Origin of the sequence: Cyclonatronum sp. (assembly GCF_022565315.1) — a bacterium.
GTDB lineage: Bacteria > Bacteroidota > Rhodothermia > Balneolales > Cyclonatronaceae > Cyclonatronum.
On record NZ_JAIUMX010000057.1, the window covers coordinates 1 to 21,540 of the forward strand.

General features: G+C 55.7%; 16 protein-coding genes and 1 pseudogene. 13 read left to right on the top strand and 4 right to left on the bottom strand.

The genetic code is table 11. From position 1 onward, the window contains the following. Positions 1–161 precede the first annotated feature (161 nt). From ilvB to LAT75_RS09860, 10 genes and pseudogenes are all read left to right on the top strand, one after another. Positions 162–1,961: a biosynthetic-type acetolactate synthase large subunit gene (gene ilvB / locus LAT75_RS09815; RefSeq protein WP_291482484.1), complete on the top strand. Its 1,800-nt coding sequence runs from the start codon at positions 162–164 to the stop codon at positions 1,959–1,961. Positions 1,962–1,984: 23 nt separating this feature from the next. Beyond that, a complete protein-coding gene (ilvN, locus tag LAT75_RS09820; protein ID WP_291482485.1) occupies positions 1,985–2,521 on the top strand; it encodes an acetolactate synthase small subunit in 537 nt (178 codons plus the stop codon). Positions 2,522–2,635: 114 nt separating this feature from the next. Further along, positions 2,636–3,643: a ketol-acid reductoisomerase gene (gene ilvC / locus LAT75_RS09825; protein ID WP_291482486.1), complete on the top strand. Its 1,008-nt coding sequence runs from the start codon at positions 2,636–2,638 to the stop codon at positions 3,641–3,643. A gap of 4 nt (positions 3,644–3,647) precedes the next feature. Then, entirely contained in the window at positions 3,648–5,252 is a 1,605-nt protein-coding gene (gene cimA / locus LAT75_RS09830; RefSeq protein WP_291482487.1) for a citramalate synthase, read from the top strand. Beyond that, positions 5,249–6,397: pseudogene (locus tag LAT75_RS09835) on the top strand (2-isopropylmalate synthase); the annotation flags it as partial. The gene cimA and the pseudogene LAT75_RS09835, both read left to right, overlap by 4 nt. 73 nt (positions 6,398–6,470) lie before the next feature. Next, the gene (locus LAT75_RS09840) at positions 6,471–7,793 is read left to right on the top strand and encodes a 3-isopropylmalate dehydratase large subunit (protein ID WP_291482489.1); all 1,323 of its coding nucleotides are present in this window, start codon (positions 6,471–6,473) and stop codon (positions 7,791–7,793) included. Between the two features lie 78 nt (positions 7,794–7,871). Continuing rightward, positions 7,872–8,432, top strand: a complete 561-nt coding sequence (locus tag LAT75_RS09845; protein ID WP_291482490.1) for a 3-isopropylmalate dehydratase — start codon at positions 7,872–7,874, stop codon at positions 8,430–8,432. A 221-nt stretch (positions 8,433–8,653) separates the two neighbouring features. Beyond that, positions 8,654–9,733 (top strand): 3-isopropylmalate dehydrogenase, encoded by a 1,080-nt coding sequence (gene leuB / locus LAT75_RS09850; protein WP_291482491.1) that lies wholly within the window; start codon positions 8,654–8,656, stop codon positions 9,731–9,733. 590 nt (positions 9,734–10,323) lie between these two features. Continuing rightward, the gene (locus LAT75_RS09855) at positions 10,324–11,127 is read left to right on the top strand and encodes an enoyl-CoA hydratase-related protein (protein WP_291482492.1); all 804 of its coding nucleotides are present in this window, start codon (positions 10,324–10,326) and stop codon (positions 11,125–11,127) included. A 71-nt stretch (positions 11,128–11,198) separates the two neighbouring features. Next, positions 11,199–11,663: a very short patch repair endonuclease gene (locus LAT75_RS09860; protein ID WP_291482493.1), complete on the top strand. Its 465-nt coding sequence runs from the start codon at positions 11,199–11,201 to the stop codon at positions 11,661–11,663. On the opposite strand, the gene LAT75_RS09865 is transcribed toward LAT75_RS09860, so the two are convergent. Genes LAT75_RS09865 through dcm form a run of 3 tightly spaced genes read right to left on the bottom strand, consistent with a single transcriptional unit; the run spans position 11,605 to position 16,954 of the window. Then, positions 11,605–13,986, bottom strand: coding sequence for a DUF2357 domain-containing protein (locus tag LAT75_RS09865; protein ID WP_291482494.1), 2,382 nt, complete (start codon positions 13,984–13,986; stop codon positions 11,605–11,607). The genes LAT75_RS09860 and LAT75_RS09865 overlap by 59 nt on opposite strands. Next, a complete protein-coding gene (locus LAT75_RS09870) occupies positions 13,973–15,781 on the bottom strand; it encodes a hypothetical protein (RefSeq protein WP_291482495.1) in 1,809 nt (602 codons plus the stop codon). The genes LAT75_RS09865 and LAT75_RS09870 overlap by 14 nt, the downstream gene beginning before the upstream one ends. Before the next feature lie 6 nt (positions 15,782–15,787). Continuing rightward, positions 15,788–16,954, bottom strand: coding sequence for a DNA (cytosine-5-)-methyltransferase (gene dcm / locus LAT75_RS09875; RefSeq protein WP_363320550.1), 1,167 nt, complete (start codon positions 16,952–16,954; stop codon positions 15,788–15,790). Positions 16,955–17,409: 455 nt separating this feature from the next. Between dcm and LAT75_RS09880 the strand changes: the two genes are divergently transcribed. The 3 genes from LAT75_RS09880 (at position 17,410) to LAT75_RS09890 (ending at position 19,940) form a co-directional block, all read left to right on the top strand. Continuing rightward, positions 17,410–17,610: a hypothetical protein gene (locus LAT75_RS09880; protein WP_291482497.1), complete on the top strand. Its 201-nt coding sequence runs from the start codon at positions 17,410–17,412 to the stop codon at positions 17,608–17,610. Between the two features lie 42 nt (positions 17,611–17,652). Then, positions 17,653–18,549 (top strand): hypothetical protein, encoded by an 897-nt coding sequence (locus LAT75_RS09885; protein WP_291482498.1) that lies wholly within the window; start codon positions 17,653–17,655, stop codon positions 18,547–18,549. A gap of 203 nt (positions 18,550–18,752) precedes the next feature. After that, the gene (locus LAT75_RS09890; RefSeq protein ID WP_291482499.1) at positions 18,753–19,940 is read left to right on the top strand and encodes a PQQ-dependent sugar dehydrogenase; all 1,188 of its coding nucleotides are present in this window, start codon (positions 18,753–18,755) and stop codon (positions 19,938–19,940) included. 353 nt (positions 19,941–20,293) lie between these two features. Here LAT75_RS09890 and LAT75_RS09895 read toward each other — a convergent pair whose 3' ends face one another. Continuing rightward, positions 20,294–21,145 (bottom strand): hypothetical protein, encoded by an 852-nt coding sequence (locus LAT75_RS09895; RefSeq protein WP_291482500.1) that lies wholly within the window; start codon positions 21,143–21,145, stop codon positions 20,294–20,296. Positions 21,146–21,540 lie beyond the last annotated feature (395 nt).

Sequence of the window (21,540 nt, forward strand, 5' to 3'; positions counted from 1 at the left end):
AGCGGACTAATTATTCTGCTACCTGCTGCGGCTGTCTCTGGACTACTCATTCTAATTCTAAACAAATAATGAATCCAGAGGTCAGCCCACAGCCAAAATTAATGCTTACGTAAAAATTTTATCGGCTTCCAGGTTCTGGCCTCTGGGAAAACACCGGGCCTATGAAACCACTGCAAGCCACCTCCCCCTCCTCCGCAGCTGCTGCACCCAAGCTGCGACAGCTCGAAATCAGCCGTGAGCACGAAGCCTCCCAAACCCTCACCGGCTGTCAGATTCTGATTCAGGCACTGCTTGATCAGGGCGTTGACACCATTTTCGGCTACCCCGGCGGCGTTTTGCTGGGCGTGTACGACGAGCTCTACAAAAAGCCCGAACTCCGGCACATCCTCGTGCGGCACGAGCAGGGTGGCACCCACATGGCCGACGGCTACGCCCGCGCAACCGGCAAGCCCGGTGTCGTGCTCGTAACCTCGGGGCCCGGTGCCACCAACGCGGTAACCGGCATCACCACAGCCATGATGGATTCCATCCCGATGGTGGTGTTCACGGGTCAGGTGCCCACCGCTATGATCGGCAACGACGCCTTTCAGGAAGCCGACATCATCGGCATCACACGGCCCATCACCAAGCACAGCTACCTGGTGAAGGATGTGAACGAGCTGGGACGCATCATCCCCGAAGCCTTCCACATTGCGGCGAGCGGCCGGCCCGGTCCGGTTTTGGTGGACCTGCCCAAAGATATGCTGCTCAGCACCGGCAGCTATGTGCCCCACAGCGCGCCCGCAGCCGAAAACCCAAACAGCCGGAATGTGATTAGTCCGCTGCAGAACGGCTTTTACGAGCAGGCCGCCGAACTCCTGCGGGAAGCGAAGCGTCCGCTGATTTACGCCGGGGGCGGGGTGATGATGGGCGAGGCCTGGGAAGAACTCCGCGAGCTGGCCCGCATCACGCAGATTCCGGTCACGACCACCCTCATGGGCCTGGGCGCGTTTCCCGAAACCGACCCGCTTTCGCTGGGCATGCTGGGCATGCACGGCACCTGGCAGGCCAACATGGCCATTCAGAGCTGCGACGTGCTGCTTGCCATTGGCGCCCGCTTCGACGACCGCGTAACCGGTCGCATCGACGGCTTTTCGCAGCACTCACGCAAAATCCACATCGACATCGATGCCGCCTGCATTAACAAGAACGTCGAGGTGGAAATCCCCATCGTTGCACACGCCAAAACCGCGCTTCAGAAGCTCAACAAACTGGTGAGCCGCAACGATACCTCCGAATGGATGGCCGAGCTGCGGCAGTGGGAGCGCGAGCATCCGCTGCGCTACCAAAAGCCGGAAAACGGCATCGCGCCGCAGCAGATGATGGAAATCATTTCGGAAGAAACCCGGGGCGAGGCCATCATCTCCACCGATGTGGGGCAGCATCAGATGTGGGCTGCGCAGTACTACAAATTCAATCACCCGCGCAGCTGGCTGTCTTCGGGCGGACTCGGCACCATGGGCTTTGGTTTCCCGGCGGCTATGGGCGCGAAGGTCGCCTTCCCCGAGCGCGAAGTGTACGCCATTGTGGGCGACGGCGGCTTTCAGATGACCGCTATGGAGCTGGGAACCGCGGTGCGCTACAAAATCCCCGTAAAAATTGCGGTGATGAACAACAACTTCCTCGGCATGGTGCGGCAGTGGCAGGAGCTCTTTTTTGAAGGCCGCTACTCCCATTCCGACCTCGAAGAGGGAAATCCTGATTTCGTGAAGATGGCCGAGTGCTGGGGCGCCGTTGGGTTCCGCGCAACAACGCCGGATGAACTCCGGCACGTAATCCGCAAGGCGGAAGCCATCACCGACCGGCCCGTTGTACTCGACATTCAGGTCACCAAAGAGGAAAACGTCTATCCCATGATTCCGCCCGGCAAGGCCGTGCATGAAATGGTGGATACCCCCCTGCCCGTAACCCCAAACCCCTGAGCGCCCCCGACATGACCTTACTCATGAACAAACCCGCCGGAGCCGACATCAACCGGCCGATTCAGCACACGCTCACGCTCAAGGTGCGGCACGCTTTCAACACCCTGGCCCGCATTGTGGGCATGTTCAGCGGCCGCGGCTACAGCATCGACACCATCAGCCTGGGCGATGCCGAGGAGCCGGAAAACGCCCGCCTCACCATCACCTCGCAGGGCGATCAGAAAATTATTGAGCAGATTGTGCTGCAGCTCGAAAAGCTGGTGGATGTGCTCGAAGTGCACGACCTCACCTACGATTCTTTCGTGGAGCGCGAGCTCGCGCTGGTGAAGGTCGCCTGCCTGCCCGAACGCCGCACCGAAGTGACGCAGGTCGCCAACATTTTCGGGGCAAAGATTGTGGACATCAGCGGGCACACCCTCACCGTGGAAGTGACCGGCGGCCCCGACAAGGTGAATGCCGCCATCGAGATGCTGCGGCCCTACGACCTTCAGGAGGTGACCCGCACCGGCACCGTTGCCATGAAGCGCGAATACGAAAGCGGCGCCCGCATCCGGCTCTGAGGCCGGCCGGCTTCCCCCTCACCCTTCTTTATAAAAAAATCCTTCAAACAAAGCCGGCAGGAAGATTCCATCCGGCACACATCAAACTAAATTCAATAAAATCAATCTTCTGCTATGAAACTTTATTATGATAACGACGCCAGCCTCGAGCTGCTAAACGGGAAAAAAGTAGCTGTTCTGGGATACGGCAGTCAGGGGCATGCGCACGCCCGTAACCTGGCCGATAACGGCGTTGACGTGGTTGTGGGCCTTCGGGCCGGCAGCAAGAGGCGGGAAACCGCTGCCCGCGACGGCATCGCCGTGCAGGAAGTGCCCGAAGCGGTGAAGGGAGCCGACGTGGTAATGATGCTGCTGCCGGATGAAACGCAGGCCGAGGTTTTTGAGCGGGATGTGCGCCCCAACCTGAAATCCGGCGCATCGCTGGCCTTTGCGCACGGCTTCAACATTCACTTCAATCAGATTCAGCCGCCGGCCGATGTGGATGTATTCATGGTGGCGCCCAAGGGTCCGGGCCATCTGGTGCGCCGGGTGTTTGAGCAGGGTCAGGGCGTGCCCTGCCTGTTTGCGGTGCATCAGGATGCGAGCGGGAAAGCCGCCGAAACCGCGCTGGCCTATGCCAAAGGCGTGGGCGGCACCCGGGCCGGCGTGATTGAAACGACCTTCCGGGAGGAAACCGAAACCGACCTCTTCGGCGAGCAGGCCGTGCTGTGCGGCGGGGCCGTGGAGCTGATCAAGGCCGGATTTGAGACCCTCACCGAGGCCGGGTACAAGCCCGAAATCGCCTACTTCGAGTGCCTGCACGAGCTGAAGCTGATTGTGGATCTGCTCTACGAAGGCGGCATCGCCGGCATGTACTACTCGGTGAGCGACACGGCCGAGTTCGGCGGCATGACCCGCGGTCCGCGCGTGGTCGACGCCGGCACCAAAGCCCGGATGAAAGAAATCCTGGCCGAAGTGCAGAAAGGAGAATTTGCCCGCGAGTGGATTCTGGAAAACCGCGCCAACCGCCCGGTGATGAACGCCCTTCGCAATGCCGAGGCCGCGCACCCCATCGAGCATACCGGCAGGCAGCTGCGCAGCATGATGAGCTGGATCAGCAAAAAACCGCAGGCCGACGGGTAGCGCCATGAAACCCAAGATTGATCTTTTCGACACCACACTGCGGGACGGCACGCAGGGCGAGGGCGTCAGCTTTTCGGCGGAGGACAAGCTCCGGATTGCGCGCCGCCTCGATGCCTTCGGGATTGATTTCATCGAGGGCGGCTGGCCGGGCTCCAACCCGCGGGACATGGCCTTCTTCCGGAAGGCGCACGGCCTGCAGCTGCGGCACGCGCGCATCGTGGCCTTCGGCAGCACCTGCCGGGGCAGCGAGCCCGCGGAAGACGCCAATCTCGCCGCCCTGCTCGAAGCCGAAACCCCGGCCGTTTCGGTTTTCGGCAAAACCTGGCGGCTGCATGCCGAACAGGCCCTGGGCATCAGCTGCAGCGAAAACCTCGCGCGCATCTTCGCCTCGGTCCGCTTTCTGAAGGCGCACGGCAAGTACGTGATTTACGATGCCGAGCACTTTTTCGACGGCTTTGCCGACGATCCCGAGTACGCCCTCGCAACCCTCAAAGCCGCACACGAAGGCGGCGCGGATGTGCTCACGCTCTGCGATACCAACGGCGGCAGCCTTCCCGGAGCCGTCGGGCGCGCCGTGCAGCAGGTCGCAGCCCGTTTCCCGGGCGGCCTGCTCGGAATTCACCCGCATAACGACGGAGAGCTGGCCGTAGCCAATGCCCTGGCCGCAGTCGAAGCGGGCTGCCGGCACGTGCAGGGCACCATCAACGGATACGGCGAGCGCTGCGGCAACGCCAACCTCTGCTCGGTGATCCCCAACCTGCAGCTGAAGCTGGGCTACGACTGCATCCCCGGTGAAAATCTGGCGCAGCTTACGGGCCTGTCGCATTTTGTGAGCGAGCTGGCCAACCGCGTGCCGCATGCCGCGCAGGCCTTTACCGGCCGCAGCGCCTTCGCCCACAAGGGCGGGGTACACGTGAGCGCGGTGATGAAGAAGCCCGAGACCTACGAGCACATCACCCCTGAAACCGTAGGCAACAGCCGGCGGGTGCTGGTGTCTGACCTTTCGGGGCGCAGCAACATCCGCTACAAAACCGAGGAACTCGGCATCGACCTCGAAGCCCGTGCGGGCGATGCGGCCGGCATCGTGCGCGAGCTCAAGCAGCTGGAGCACGAAGGTTACGCTTTTGAGGCCGCTGAGGCTTCGCTCGAACTGCTCATCCGGCGGCGGCTCAACGAATGGACCGACCCCGCCGCCTTGAAAGGCTTCCGCATCCTCATCGAAAAAAATGAGCGCGACCCGGCCCGATCTGAGGCGACCATCCGCCTGGATGTGAACGGCATCACCGAGCACACGGCCGCCGAAAGCGTGGGTCCCGTGCACGCGCTCGACCTTGCCATGCGCAAGGCCCTGTCCAAATTTTTCCCGGCCATCAGCCGCATGCACCTTTCCGATTACAAGGTGCGCGTACTCAACGGCGGCGACGGCACCCGGTCAAAAGTTCGGGTACTGATTGAATCCTCCTGCGAAGGCAAAGCCTGGAGCACGGTAGGCGTATCCGAAAACATCATGGAAGCGAGTCATCAGGCGCTGATCGAAAGCTACGCCTGGTTCCTGCAGCAACAGCAGGTCCCGCTCCGGCACCCATCACCCCAACCCAACGCATCATGAAAAAACAAATCCGCATTTTCGATACCACCCTCCGGGATGGTGAGCAGGCTCCCGGTTTCAGTATGAACAAACAGGAAAAGCTACAGCTCGCACTACAGCTCGAAAAACTGGGCGTTGATGTGATGGAAGCCGGCTTCCCGATTTGTTCCGACGGCGACTTTGAGTCGGTTCGTGAAATTGCCCGTCACGTAACCCAAAGCACCGTTGCAGGCCTCGCACGGGCGAACCGAAAGGACATCGACCGTGCCTGGCAGGCTCTTAAACCCGCCGCGAAACCCCGCATCCACACGTTTATTGCGACTTCCGACATCCACCTGAAGCACAAGCTCAACAAAACCCGCGCTGAGGTTTTTGAGGCCGCCGTGCAGGCGGTGCGCTACGCGAAATCGCATTGTGAGGATGTGGAGTTTTCGGCGGAGGATGCCTCCCGCACCGATCCGGACTTCCTCTGTGAAGTTTTTGAAGCCGTGATTGAGGCCGGCGCCACCGTTGTGAACGTGCCCGACACCGTGGGCTATGCCATGCCCTGGGAGTTCGGCGAGCTGATTGCGCGCATCCGCGTGCAGGTGCCCAACATCGACGAAGCGCAGCTGAGCGTACACTGCCACAACGACATCGGCATGGCGGCGGCCAACTCCCTTATGGCCGTGCGCAACGGGGCCGATCAGGTGGAGTGCACCATCAACGGCATAGGCGAGCGGGCCGGCAATGCTTCGCTGGAAGAAGTGGTGATGGCGCTGCGCACCCGCGCACAGGCGTTCGGCCGGGAAACCGGCATCCAAACGGAGCTGCTGTACCCCACAAGCCGGATGCTCACCGAGATCACCGGGGTGAAGGTACAGCCCAACAAAGCCATCGTGGGTGAAAACGCCTTTGCGCACGAAGCCGGCATCCATCAGGACGGCATGCTCAAAAACCCGCTCAACTACGAAATCATGAAGCCGGAAGAAGTGGGCGTGCCCGAAAGCCGCATCGTGCTCGGCAAGCACTCAGGCCGCAACGCCCTCAACAGCCACCTCAGGCGGCTGGGCTACAGCTTCACCCCCAAAGAGCTGGACGTGGTGTACCGCAACTTCAGCAAGCTCACCGACAACAAGAAGATCATCACCGATTCCGATCTCATTTACCTCTCCAACAACGGCGTCACCGAAATGGGGGCGCAGTTCGTGCACGAATCCATCCAAAACTTATTCTACCGCTAATCCCTCCCCTGCTGCTATGAACAAGAACACTGGCATGACCTTAACCGAAAAAATACTGGCCCGCGCCTCGGGCAAAGCCGCCGTAAGCCCGGGCGAAACCGTCTGGGTTGATGTGGATGTGCTGCTCACGCACGATGTGTGCGGTCCGCCGGCCATCGGCATCTTCAAAAAAGAATTCGGCAAAAACGCCGCCGTTTGGGACCGCGAGAAGCTCGTGATCATCCCCGATCACTACATCTTCACCAAAGATGTGTACGCCAACCGCAACATCGACATCCTGCGGGATTTCGCGAGCGAGCAGCGGCTGCCCTATTATTATGATGTGGGCACCGAAAATTACAAGGGCGTGTGCCATGTGGCCATGCCGGAGCTGGGCTTCACCCGGCCGGGCGAGGTGCTGTTCGGCACCGATTCGCACACCTGCACCGCCGGCGCCTTCGGGCAGTTCGCCACCGGCATCGGCAACACCGACGCGGCCTTCATTATGGGCACCGGCAAACTTTGGGTGAAGGTGCCCGAAACCATGAAATTCATCTTTGAGGGGGAAATTCCGCCCTGGATTATGGCCAAAGACCTCATCCTGCAGATTATCGGCGATATCGGGGTGGACGGCGCAACCTACCGGGCCATGGAGTTTGCCGGCGATGGCGTGATGGCGATGGATATGGAAGGCCGCATGACCCTCACCAACATGGTGATTGAGGCCGGCGGCAAGAACGGCGTGGTGGAGCCGGATCAGACCACCTTCGACTACCTCGCCGGCAAAACGGACAAAAAATACGAGCCGGTTTTCAACAGCACGGATGCACGCTACCACAGCGTGCGCCACTACAAATCGAAGGATCTGCAGCCGATGGTCGCCAAACCGCACTCGCCCGACAACAAGGCCACGGTTACTGAAGTACGCGGCACGAAGCTCACCCGCGCCTACATCGGCTCGTGCACCGGCGGCAAAATCAGCGATTTCGAGGCCGCGGCGCGCATCATTAAAGGCAACCCGCTCAGGCTCGACACTTACGTTGTGCCCGCCACCACGCAGGTGCGGCAGCAGCTGCGCGAAGTAACCTTCGAGGGCGAAACCCTCTGGGATATTTTCGAGCAGGCCGGCTGCCACATGGGCGAAGCCTCCTGCGCGGCCTGCCTCGGCGGCCCTTCTGACACCTTCGGCCGCCTGAACCATGAAGAAATCTGCATTTCCACCACCAACCGGAACTTCCCCGGCCGCATGGGCTCCAAAAAATCGCAGGTCTATCTCGCCTCGCCCTATACCGTAGCCGCCTCAGCGGTAAGCGGTACCATCGCCGACCCGCGCGACTACCTGCCCGTAGCCGTGGGCTGAGGCAGGCGCGCTTCCGCCCTCCGTAACGCTTCCTCTTTTTCTCTTTCCTTTTTCAAACCTCAAAAAAAAATCAGCAGCATGAAACCGAAACCCATCAGCGGAAAAGCCTTTGTTTTGGGTGATGACATCGATACCGACCAAATCATCCCGGCGCAGCACCTTGTGTACAGCCTCGAAGACCCCGAAGAGCGGCGCTTTTACGGCCGCTACGCCCTCAGCGGCGTGCCGGATGCCCAAAGCGGTCTGCCGCAGGGCGGGGTGCCCTTCACCCGGCCCGACACCTTCGAATCGGAGTTCACCATAATCGTAGCGGGCAAAAACTTCGGCTGCGGCTCCTCCCGCGAGCACGCCCCCTTCGCCCTGCAGCAGGCCGGCATACAGGCCGTAATCGCCCCCGGCTACGCCCGCATCTTCTACCGCAACGCCATCGACGGCGGCTTCGTGATTCCCTTCGAATGCTTCGAAGACCTCAGCGGCCTGGTAAAAACCGGCGACGAGCTCGAAATCGACCGCGAACTCAGCCTGCTGCACCACAAGCCCGGCGGCAAAAAATACCCGCTGCGCCCCCTCGGCGACGTAGCCGACATCGTAGAAGCCGGCGGCATCTTCGAATATGCACGCAAACACAAGATGTTTTAAACAGTATGTCAGTATGTCAGTGTGTCAGTGTGTCGCTATAATATTGATTTTTCAGTATTTGCATTGACATCAAAACACGTTGCGTATTTACGTGAATAAAAATCCACCTAAATCAGGGTGCCATCAGAGCGTGATCAAAAAATGACACACTGACATACTGACACACTGACACACTGACACACTGACACACTGACACACTGAAATAATGAGATACTGATAAAATGAATAAAACTTACAAAATCGCTGTCCTTCCCGGTGACGGGATCGGGCCTGAAGTAACGGAGGCCGCCTTTGCTGTTGCCGATGCGGCCGGGGCCCGGTTCGGCTTCACGCTAGAGAAAACGGCCTATGCCATTGGCGGCGCGGCCATTGATGCGCAGGGTACGCCCCTGCACGAAACCGTACTGGAAGCCTGCAAGCAGGCCGACGCCGTTTTTCTCGGGGCCGTTGGCGGACCCAAGTGGGACCATCTTGAGGGGGCGATGCGGCCGGAGTCCGGCCTGCTTGCCCTGCGCAAGGGGCTCGGCGTGTACGCCAACCTGCGGCCGGTGCGCATCCCCGAGGGGCTGGCGGAGTATTCCCCCCTGAAGCCCGAACTGCTCACAGATGTTGACCTCATGGTGGTGCGCGAACTCACCGGCGGCCTGTACTTCGCACGGCCCAAGGGTCCGTGGCCAACGCCCGAAGGCCGGCGCTCCGCGGTCGATACCCTGCGCTACGACGAGGACGAAATCGCGCGCATCGCGCACACGGCCTTTGCGCTCGCGGGTCAGCGGCGCGGCAAACTCACCTCCGTCGATAAAGCCAACGTGCTCGCAAGCTCCCGCCTCTGGCGCGATGTGGTGAATGAAATCGCCGCCGAATACCCGCAGGTACAGCTCGAACACATGCTCGTGGATAACTGCGCCATGCAGCTCGTGCGCCGGCCCGCACAGTTCGACGTAATCCTCACCGAGAACATGTTCGGGGATATTTTAAGTGATGAGGCTGCGATGCTGACCGGCTCCATCGGCATGCTGCCCTCCGCAAGCACCGGCGAACGCGGCGGCCTGTTCGAGCCGGTTCACGGCTCCGCTCCTGATATCGCCGGCAAAGGCATCGCCAACCCCTGCGCTGCCATCCTCTCGGTAGCCCTCATGCTCCGCCTCGCCCTGCAGCAGCCCGAAGCCGCCGACGCCATAGATGCCGCCGTAGCAGCCGTCATCAAAGCCGGTCACCGCTGCGCCGACCTCGCCGCCGCAAATCAAACCAATCTTAGCACCCTTGAAATGACAAATAAAATAACCGAAGTCCTGGGGTAAATTTTCAGTATGTCAGTATGTCAGTATGTCAGTGTGTCAGTGTGTCACTAATAAATTGATTTATAATAACTTATCTCTGAACTTGAAACTTGAAACCTGAAACCTGAAACCTGAAACCTTTGCGCCTTTGTGTGAGAAAAAATCCGCGCTAATCCTGCCCGATCCGCAAAATCCGCGTGCCATCTTTCTGCGGGGTCGCCGTGACCGCTCAGGCTCCGGCGGGCACATGGTGTACCTACGGCACACAGAAAATAGGAGGCGACGGCTTTTTTCTACCCATATGATATCCCTCCGGGATATAGGAGCCCGCAGCAATATGCGGAATGCATCAAGGTCAAAAGACACCTATAATAAACTGATTCACAATTACTTACCCCTGAACTTTGAACTCTGAACTCTGAACTCTGAACTCTGAACTTGAAACTCGAAACTCGAAACTCGAAACCAGAAACCTGAAACCTTTGCTTCTTTGCCTCTTTGCGTGAAATATATTCCGCCCCGATCCGCGTGCCATCTTTCTGCGGGGCGTCTGCCGGATTTTTAGTAAAATGGAGGTGTGCATTTATCCTTCATTCTAAACATCCCGTTTTATGTCCGCTCCCGAAACTGCTCCCAAACTGCTCCGCGAAACCCGCGGCCGCGTTGCGCTGCTTACGCTCAACCGCCCCGAAATCCGGAATGCGGTTGATGCCGATACCATGAATCAGCTGCGGGAGGCGCTGCTTGCCGCGGAGGCCGATCCCGAGATCCGGGTGGTGCTGCTCACCGGAGCCGGGGGCGCGTTTTGCAGCGGGGCCGACATCAAGAGTGCGCTTCAGGCCCGCCTCACCCCGGAAAAAGCGATGCAGATCCTGCTCGAGAGCTACGGACCCGCACTGCGGTGCATCCGTGCGCTGAAGCTGCCCGTGATCGCCGCGGCCGACGGTATGGCAGCCGGTATCGGGCTCGACCTCGCCCTGGCCTGCGACCTGAGGCTGGCTTCGCCTCAGGCCGGCTTCGCGGAGCTGTTCATCCGCGTGGGCCTCATCCCCGATGGCGGCGGCACCTGGATGCTGCAGCGCCTCATCGGTCAGGCCCGCGCCAAGGAAATGATTTTCACCGGGGAAACCGTAGATGCAGAAACCGCCCTGCAGTGCGGCCTGGTGAACCGGGTGCTGCCCGCCGTAGGCGACGCTTTCCTGCAGCAGGCCCTCGCCTATGCCGCCGGCATCGCGCAGCAAAGCCCCGACGCCCTCCGCTTCGGCAAGCGCGCCATACACGAAGCGGCCGCCGGTACCTACGAAGAAGCCCTCGAGCGCGAAGCCGGCTATCAGCGGCAGATTTTCGACGGCCCCTGGGGCTTTGAAGGCTTTCAGGCCTTCCTCGAAAAACGCAAACCCGGCTGGATGGATTAGGGGGATGGGAGATTTTTCCTCAGCAGTAAACCCGCATCTTAAACACGAAACAAACCCGGCAGTTTAGCAGCATGGCCGATGTGCACAGCGCTGAGACCCGCAGTTACAACATGAGCCGCATCCGGTCTAAGGATACGAAGCCGGAGATGCGGCTGCGAACAGGGCTGCACCGGCTTGGGCTGCGGTTCCGGCTGCACAGCAAAAAGCTGCCCGGCAAGCCGGATCTGTCCTTCCGCAAATACCGCACGGCAGTTTTTGTGAACGGCTGCTTCTGGCACGGACACGAAGGCTGCCCTAAATTTGTGATGCCCAAAACCCGCACAGAATGGTGGCAGGCCAAAATCAGCAAAACCCGCGCGCGCGACGCGGAAGTTCAGGCAGAACTCCGGGCTTTGGGATGGAAGGTGATTGTCGTTTGGGAATGCGGGCTCCGTGGCGGGGCCGCGGAGGAGACACTGAAGCGGGTTTATGAGGAAATCACGGTGCCATCCGCCGGCTCCGGCTCAGGCCCGCATCCGAAAGGCTCACAGCCATGAGCTCACTGAGGGTTACGGTGAAGGGCACCCCTTTTGACCGGCCTTCTTTATAGGCCTTCAGGCGCACATGAGACCATTTCAGCCCCTTTAGTTCAGCTGCCGAAACCTTTCTGAGTTTAACCACAAGATAGTACGGCTGCGATGGGTTGGGATAGCCCTTTTCCAGCATCTTTTCTTTTGAATATACCTCCGGACCCTCTGACTCAATCTCCCAAAGCTCGCCTGTTTCGGTCTGTTCTTTCATGTGAACCAGCAGGTATTTCGCGCTTACTGTTCTGGCATCAAGCACCAGCGAGCCCTGCCCCCCGTCTGTTCTGAAGTTGTAAAGCTTTTTCTCCCTAATCCACACAAGCTGCTCCGGCCGGTTACAGTAGCCAACCAGAACCGGTGTTTCATCGGGTATGTGTGTGCGCTGCGTGCCGTAGGCTTCCGGTAAAAACCGCATCATTCCCGGCGCATCTTCCGGTTCCTCTTTATGCACCTGCCAGATACGCAGCGCAAGTTTCTCGCGCTGACTCGAGCGGTTAATGAAGTGCCGGATTACTTCCTCCACAAAAACCCTCAGCTCTCCGATACCTGTTTCATCCTTCGATGGCTTTACCGGAAAAGCCCCCAGACCGGGGATGATTTCATGGAACCCCTGCCGCTTCACCGGTATTTCACCCGGATACAGCACATAGGCCCCGCCCGTGCGCCGGATGGCATCTTTGTAGGCGTGCATCTTCAGCAGGTCCGCATTTTTATGCCTGCCCTTGCGCTCATCGGTCTTCTCCTCGTTCAGTGTTTCCGGGTCTGCCTCAGCCCTTGCCTTCAGGTAATCAGCCAGATTCTCAACCTTGTACTTGGCGTCGAAATGGATGTGAACAATCAGCTCCTCTTCCTCTGCTTTGGCTTCGCTGATGCCGGCCGGCCACACCGTGAGGCTGTAATCGGGACGCATGGCGGTGGTCCAGCTGCCGGCGCCCGGATAATTTTTCACCTGCGGATTGCCCCCGTAGGTGCGGTTGTAGCTGAAGCGCACCTGCAGGGCGCGGCTCTCTGACCGGAAAATGCCCTTCAGTATGGTTTCACGCCCCTGCCTGAGGGTGAGGTTGAGCCGCCTGCTGTCGGCGGTAATCAGCTGATCGAGGCTTTTCTGATTCAGGCTGAACATAGAACTGAAGAGATCGGTGAGCTGAAAGAAAAGCCAGTATTCGTAGAGGGTTGCGATGTCTTTCTTGCCGGCTTTGTACACATCATCCCCGCCTTTCCAGATCAGCCGGGCCGCGAGATCGAACATCAGCCAGGCACGCAGCACTTCGCGGTAGCCGCTCTTGCGCTGCAGAACCGGGCTGTTGATTCGCAGCGTGGCCGGTCTTGAAACTTCGCCAAACATGCTGTGCTGCAGCCAGCTTTCCAGCCGGTTCACCAGTTCGCCCGACTCTGCATGCAGGGCCGAACCCGGCTGCTCAGCTGAGCGCGCATGGATGCCGGCACAAAACAGGGTGAAGCTTTCGAGGGCGTGTTTTATGAAGCGGTTTTCAGGCGTATCAACCGAATCGGTTTTGATACTGCTTTGGATGCGGGCGGGCAGCGTTGGGATGCCCTGTTTTGCAAGCGGATGCCGGTTCGGCAGCTGCTGACGGTTGCGGCCCTGCGTGATCTCCCGGATGCCGGACGACGAAAACCGCCGGATGCGGCGGATATCCTGCTTTTCGGTTGTTTCCTTCCAGCCGGTAACCGGGGCGGAAACAATCCGGTGCACAGCCGCGGCAAAATCATCTGACCCCACAACCGAGCGGATAAACGCGAACCGCTGATAGAGGCTTTCAAAATCGCCCTCATAATCCGTTTCAAAAAGCTGCGATACCGGCGAATCAGACTGCATGAGCAGGGCGGTACAGCGGTCGGTGATGTATTCGAGCATGTTGCGGTAATCATCCCGGTAGCCGGTTTTTACCGACTGCACTTCCAGCTGCACAAACCCGAGGCTTTCCTCCGGGCGCTCCTTGCGGGCAACCCTGAGCTGCAGGGTGCCTACAAAAATATTGGGCTCCAGGGTGCCCATGTGCGGCCTGCTCCGGCGGGGATGGATAATGCGGCCATACCCCTCTGTTCTTTCACTGAAACAAAACGACTTACTGCTGAACTCGTAGTCATAAAACTGCCCTTCCAGAAGCTGATGCGGCGCTTCCCGAAACCCTTCTTCCGGGGCTTCAAGCTCAAACAGCGTGCCCGGCCTGCGCTCTTCGATGAGGAGGACCAAACCTTCCTCAATTTCATCAAGCGGAATACGGAGTATGCCGCTCTTTACCGCAGCGGGGGCAGGCTCAGGCTTCAGCATAGCTTGCGTAACCGTTATCGATGGCACTCTGATACATGCGGCTGATCTTTTCGAGAGAAAGCGGATACTTTACCTTATCTGGATTAATCTCAGCATATTTCGGTACGCCAAACACCTCTTTTACGATGTCAGCCGGCTGATTCACCAAACAGATGCCGGCCAGCGTTTTGAGCACCGGCACAAGCTTCCGCCGGGATCCGTGCAGCTTGGGCAGCAGCTTCTGCATCACCGCAATATCGAGATACGCGTTTTCGGCCTTTTCGCCTTCACTCAGGCTGTCGGCTGCACCAACCGCTTCAAGCTGACGGATGAGCCGGATGATTTCAGAGGCTGAGCGGTAGCCGAATTCTGCGCCTGTTTTGCTGAGCTCATCAAAGAACCGCAGCAGGGCCTCATTAATGCCGTCTGCTGCACGCTCACCGGTAGTTTTGTTGCGGGACATCTCCAGAAAAGAAGCCGCCATATTGGCGCCCTTCCCTTTGAGGACGTCCATTTTGAGGGGCTTCATCTCAAGCAGAAACAGGTTGATATCGGTCTTGCTCACCCTGAACTCAATGGTGTTGGCGCGGTCCAGCACCTTGGGGCTGAACATATTGGTGGTTTCATCAATATTGACCGTACCGATGATGAACAGGTTATCCGGCAGCCGCACGGCGGACGGTACGCCCTGCCAGTCGCCGGAGCCGCTGTGCAGCGGAATTGCTTCGCCCGATTCCATCGCGCTCAGAAAATCAGCAAAATAGCGCTCTACATGGCTCAGATTCATTTCATCCAGAATGAGAAAGTGCGGCTCATCGGGTCTGCTCTGCGCTCTTATAATGAGATCAAGCACACTGTTTTCAGGCTTCACATATTCAGCATCTTTAAGCGCGTTGGGATACCCCAGAAGCGGCTCCCTGTTGGTCCAGTCGGCCCCGACCGGCACGATGCAGTACTGCTCTTCGGAAGCGGAAATCCACTGCACAAACGCCTGTGCCAGCTTGGTTTTACCCGAACCCGAAAGCCCGGTGAGAATTACGAAGGGTTTTGTGAGGAGAGAGGCGATGAAGCGGTGGATGAATTGCTTATCAAACTTGAGACCGATATTATATGCTAACAGAACGAAATCATCACTTTTAAAATATATTTTATCTAAGACCAATAAATTTTTCCCGTGAATAGAAAAGTGATTAAAAAAGTCAACTTTGTTTTTTCTGTCTATAGAGACTGGTTGCCCGCAACTAAAATCCTCAAGATCCTTTAACTCAACACCTTCCTTAATTAAAACAACATCATTTTTATTTATCGTCTTAATCTCAAAAAAAATAGAATAGGAATTAATTGTATTTTTCAATATATCTAAATTACCAATTTTGTCATCAGGCCATAATTTTTCAACAAGTTCTTTTAATTCTTTTTTATGACTTTTATTTTTTCTAAATTCATCAATTAAAGCCGAATTAATGACTATTGGACTAGAATTTTTAGAAAAACTTTTTGTATACGGATTAGGAGCATAGTATCGAGTCATCCAATTATTTAAATAATCATTAATCTCAGTTAATGATGGCCTATGGTAAAATCGCGGGTAGTACATATCATTATTTTCACAATACAATCCAAGTTGACATGCAAGTTGGTATGGTGTCGTAAAAAAACTCGCCTCGTCATTATCCATTAATTTCTTAAACGACTCAGTTACAATGCTTCTCATAGCTTCTGAAGGCATACTTTCTTTAGGCAACAAGTCAATTAACTCACGAACAGTTTTCAAGTAAGGGTTTCTCCATCTACAAATAGGATCTGACATATCCATAATAATTTAAATATTTGTTATATCAATTTCTTTCAATATTGCAATCAATACATTTACAACAATACTATTACCAGCCTGTCGATACATTTGAGTGTCACTCACAACCTGCTTAAAATCATCTCCAAAACCCATTAACCGTAAACATTCTCTTGGTGTTAATTTTCTAATACGACCAGTATGTGTTACATAATTATCAACACCTGCCCTATGCATTTTATGCATAGATTGCAAAAGTGGACGAGCAACAGTTAAATCTGTTTTAGTTGACGTTTTAAAATTTTTTGTACCGCTTTTGAGTACATATTTTTCTACTTTTTCAGACAAATAATATTTTTCTTCAACAGCATTCACATCAAAAACAAATTCGCAGACATCAGCCTCTTTTGGTTCAAAAATAAAATCACCATGCCAATTAAACTGCTGATTAGCCTTTTGGCATAGGGCTATTTCGCCATTTATTTGAGTATATCTTTTATTTTTGTTTTTCGTACTTGTAACAAACTTTACCCCCTTTTTTTTTAAATAATATTTACTATCTGTATAATCTTCTAGAAAATCTTGCATACTGTACTCAAGGTCAATTGGTTCAGGAAAATGAAAATTATAATCCTTATCTCTAAATCCAACTATAAATATTCTTTCTCTATGCTGAGGAATTCCGTAGTCCTTTGCGTTTAGTAACTGATAATAGTACCTATAGCCTATTTGATCAAATGTAGATTTTATTATATTAAATGTTTTTCCCCCATCATGATTTATTAATCCTTTTACATTTTCAAATATAAATACTTTAGGCCGACACTCTTTTATAAGTCTGGCAAAATCATAGAATAACGTTCCGCGAGTATCTTCCAGTCCTCTTCTTTTCCCAACCATTGAGAATGACTGACATGGTGTTCCTCCAACCAAAATATCGATTTTGTTTTTATATTTTTTTCCTTCAATGTCTTTAACATCATCATACCAATTCTGCTCATCAACTTCATAGTTTGCAAAATAACTTTGCTTAACAAACTTATCTATGTCAGAAGCAAATACAATGTCAGTCTTAAGATTTAATCGTTTAAAAGCATATTCAATGGCACCTATGCCTGAAAAGCAAGTAGCAAGATTAATGACTTTTGATGGATTATTAAATGTTCGCTCAATCCAAGGCTTTCGAAATTTAAGCACAAGTTGTTTTTTATTATTTTCAATATCATTGACATGAATATCTTTCACTTTTGTTGTACTTTTAGTTTATTATTAAACAAGAAAATCATTTAATTCGGAACAATCAATTTATGATAAAATAAATATATGTGCAAAAAAAAGGTAGCATTATTCGCTACAGGTCTTACTTCGAATTTAACTTAACCATTTTCTTTGGGTAATGCTATTGATACCAAATTAATCAAATTCTTCAAATCTAACTATAGAACCTCTGTCTTATATTAACTGTTATATAATAACATCAAGTTGATGTCGAACCGCTACTGGTGCGGGAAGGTGCAGCGGTGTGTGTACTTTGGTGGCTGAGTCGCCTGGAGAGGGCGGGGATGATCATCCCTTAGAAAAAACTTCCGGGGCGGGCAAGCGGGGGTCTTGCGCCCCCCGATTTGTGGAGATTTATCAGGCCAAGCGGCCGTATGTCGTGTAGCATTCAGCATTTTTCCAACCCGGTTATCACGGCATCGGGGCGGGAGGGGGCAAGCGGGCGGCTTACGGAGCTGGCAACAAGGAGGGTACGTTTCCGGCGGGAGCCGGCACAGGCTCAGGCTCAGCTACGCTTATGGATTCAGCGGCAGATGCCGCTTCTGTTTGTGGCGGCGCTATCGTACCTTTGTTAAGGATGGAATGAATGATGCCCGCCCCTCACCTGTTTGCCGAACATGAACCGATCCGACCGCCTTTATCAGATTCTCAGCGATGAATCCGTCAAGCACAAGGCGGAGCAGTGGACGGTTTACCTTTCTTTTGTGCTGTTTTTCGGCCATCTCATTCTCATTTTCCTCCGGAACACCCTCCCGGAGAACATCTACCTCAGCGGCCTTAACCCCAACTACCTGGCCGCCCTGTACACGCCCTTCAGCGTAATTCTGGTGTACGAGGTGTACCTGCTCATTCTGGCGCTGCCGCTCTCCTTCTCGGAATCCATCCGCAAGCAGTACGAAATTATTTCGCTCATCATCATCCGGCGGGTGTTTAAAGATATTTCCAACTTCGAGAGCTTCGATCAGATTGCGGAGCAGAAAGAGGCGATTCTGCAGATTGCGACGGACCTCGGCAGCGGGCTGCTGCTGTTTCTGCTGGTCGGCGTTTTTTATCACGTAAGCCTGAAGCGGCAGGGGCTGATGCCCATTTCAAAGGCGGAAATCGGCAAGTTCATCAGCCTGAAAAAGCGGGTAGCGCTGTTTTTGGTTGTGGTGTTTACCAGCCTCACCTTTATTGCGGTGTGGCAGCTGGTCTCGGCCGCCTACGATCTCATCTTTTATGAGGTGCCCTTCACCCTTGATCTCAACATCTTGTTTTTTATTGAGTTCTATACGGTGATGATTTTTGCCGATGTGTTTATTTTCATCGCGTCCTTCATGTTCAGCCAGACCTATGCCCGGCTGTTCCGGAATGCGGGCTTTGTGTCATCGACGGTGATCCTGCGGATTTCGCTCTCGGCCGATCCGATTTATGGTGGCTGGATTGCGGCTGTTGCCCTGCTCACCGGGATTATCTCGCAGCTGATTTACGTGTACCTGAGCAGGCTCGAGCAGAATCAGCGGGAAAGCGGGTGAAGCTGGCTTTCGGCTGGTGCCGGAGCTCCTCCCCCTCAGCGGTGAGCCTTTGCCCCGGAAGGCGGTGCGGGTCTGCCCCGGCGGCCTCAGCACGGAGCCCCCTTACGGAAGCAGGCGGTCGGCTGAACTTTGTATCAGGCACCGGTTGTTCGTTCAGCAGCGGTACACATCCCCCTACACCCAAAAAACCAAAACTACTGCCCATGAAAACCTCTGATTATACGCTTCTTTCGTTTCGCTTTTTGATGATGCTTGCCGTGCTGCTGCTGGTTTCGGCCTGCCGTGCGCCGGAGGGTCCGCTGCAGCTTTCGGGGGATGTGCCCGAGGCAGCGGGCTGGCAGGCAGCGACCGTGCTTGAGGGGCTGGAGCATCCCTGGGCGGTGGTGTGGCTGAATGAGACAGACATGCTCATCACCGAGCGGCCCGGCCGGCTTCGGCTGGTGCGCGACGGGCTGCTGCTGCCTGAGTCGGTTGCCGGTGTGCCGCAGGTGTTCGCCAGCGGACAAGGCGGACTGCTGGATGTGAGCCTGCATCCGGGGTTTGCCGAAAACGGGCTGGTGTACCTCACCTATGCCGCCGGCGATAAGGATGCCAACCGCACGACCCTGGCGCGGGGCGTTTTTACCGGTGAGGCCCTCATGGACGTGGAGGTGATTTTTGAGACCAATGTGGCGAAGACCGGCAATCAGCATTTTGGCTCGCGCATGGCGTGGCTGCCCGACGGACACCTGCTCGTGAGCATTGCCGACGGCGGCAACTACATCCGGTTCGACGGGGGATGGATTCGCGAGCAGGCGCAGAACCCGGCCAACCATCTGGGCACGGTGGTGAAGCTCACCGATGAGGGGCAGCCCGCGGCCGGGGCTCCGTTTATAGCCGCTGATGCGGAAGGGGAGGTTGTGCTGCCGGAAATCTGGACCCTGGGTCACCGCAACATTCAGGGGCTAGCCGTTGATCCGCTGAGCGGGGCCGTTTGGGCGAACGAGCACGGCGCTCGCGGGGGCGATGAGCTGAACCTGCTGCAGCCGGGCGCGAACTACGGCTGGCCGCTGGTTACCTACAGCCGGGAGTACCATTTCACGCGCATCACACGCAGAACGGCCAAACCCGGCATGACCGATCCGCTGGTGGTGTGGACCCCGGCACAGGCGCCGAGCGGGCTTGTGGTGTACCGGGGGGATGTGTTCCCGGGCTGGCGGGGGGATGTGTTCAGCGGCGGACTTGTGAGCGGGGAAGTGCGCCGGGTGATCCTCGACGGTGAGACCGTTACGGGGGAGGAGAAGCTCACCATAGGTGCACGCGTGCGGGATGTGCGCCAGGGGCCTGACGGCTTCCTCTACGTGCTAACTGATGAAGAAAACGGCCGCCTGCTGCGGATTGAGCCGTTGTGATGTTGGTGTGCGCGATGATGGCACGCTGATTTGGGCGGATTGGAGGCGGGGGTTTCGCGGATTTTGGTTAAAGAAGGCAACCAACTCAGATAGAAAGTCACCCCTCTCCCGGCACGAAAATTTGACTGAAACCAACAAAACCTTTTCGGGAGAAGAGGACCGGGGATGAGGGCGGCAAACCCGGCGTTGGGTTATGCGCGGTGATGGCACGCTGATTTGGGCGGATTGGGCAGGATTTTCGCGGATTTTGGTTTCTCGCAGAGTCGCAAAGCCGCGAAAGAAAGAATTATACTATTGAAATTAATGAATTTAGTGACACACTGACACACTGACATACTGTCGCACTGAAAAAACTACTCATTAACCCGCACATCCTGCACGATTATGGTGAAGCCGGTTTCGTCGGCTTCCATCATGCGCTCGAACTGTTCAAACTGACTGCCCATTTGCTGCATGATCATGTTCCGCTGTGCTTCGGGCAGGTTTTCGAGCTCGCGCATCATTTCTTCCATTTCGCGCCGGGCCTCGGCCATTTCCTCGCCATCCATCATGGCGGCGAGTCCGCTCATGGTGATGCTTACGCGGCCGGGCAGCGGCAGCCCGCTGTGTCGCTCGTATTCCCCGAGGCTGAAATGCATTTCTAACTGCTGTCCGTCCTCATTTTCCATGATGCTTTCGATGTGGTACAGCAGGTGATCGGAAGCACCAAGCGACAGTTTCATGGTAACAAAGCTGAAATCTTCGATATCGGCTTCGTCACCCGCATCCTGCATGGGTTCGCCCAGGGTTTCGATTACGGCCGGGTCGTCGATCAGGAGGGTGATCATGCGGCTGCCGTCTCGGGTTTCGGTGCCGATTCGGGCGGCGCCATTCACGAGGGTTGCAATGTCGGCTGCGCTCAGGTTCAGCAGGCCGATTACGCTGATGTCGTCGTTTTCCTCATCCCCTACGAGCCTCGGGTGTCCGTTCTCCGTCACTTTGCGGAAAGTTTCGCGCTCCTGCATCACAAAGCCCATCCCTTCAATGGCGGGTACAAACGAAAGGGTGTTCACCCCGGAGAGGTAGCCGGCATTGGCGCGCTGTATATCACTGATGAGCTGTGAAGCGGAAGGCTGCGCCGAAAGCAGTGCCGGAAAAAGAAGCATGAGTACGAGCGCAACAAAGTATTTGGCGGAAGATATGTTCTGCAGATTTTGTTTTTTCATGGTGTAATTGCCTCGGTTTTTTATTTGGGATTGGTCTTAGTCACATCTGAATGAGCAGGACTGTAGCACGCTGTAACTTATGGGTTTATGGGGGGTATTCCAAAAGGGTGCGGCGGGTTGGGGATGCTCCCTGTAATTCAGCTTAGGGGCTTGCTGCCTGCCGCCGGTTCCTTCACACCCCGCCCCGCAAGCTTGCGGTACCCTCATGTAGTTTAGGTTTTAGCTGACTTTAAACCCTGATTAGTATAAACATGGGGCACCCCTCTAAAGAGTAATGGCACTAACTTTGTTATAGTATAGTTGGAGTTTATGCGTATATTGTTTTAAAAACACTTCTATGCAACTCACTCCATCAACCCATGTGTCGCATTTATTGCGTCAGCGTCTAAAAACGA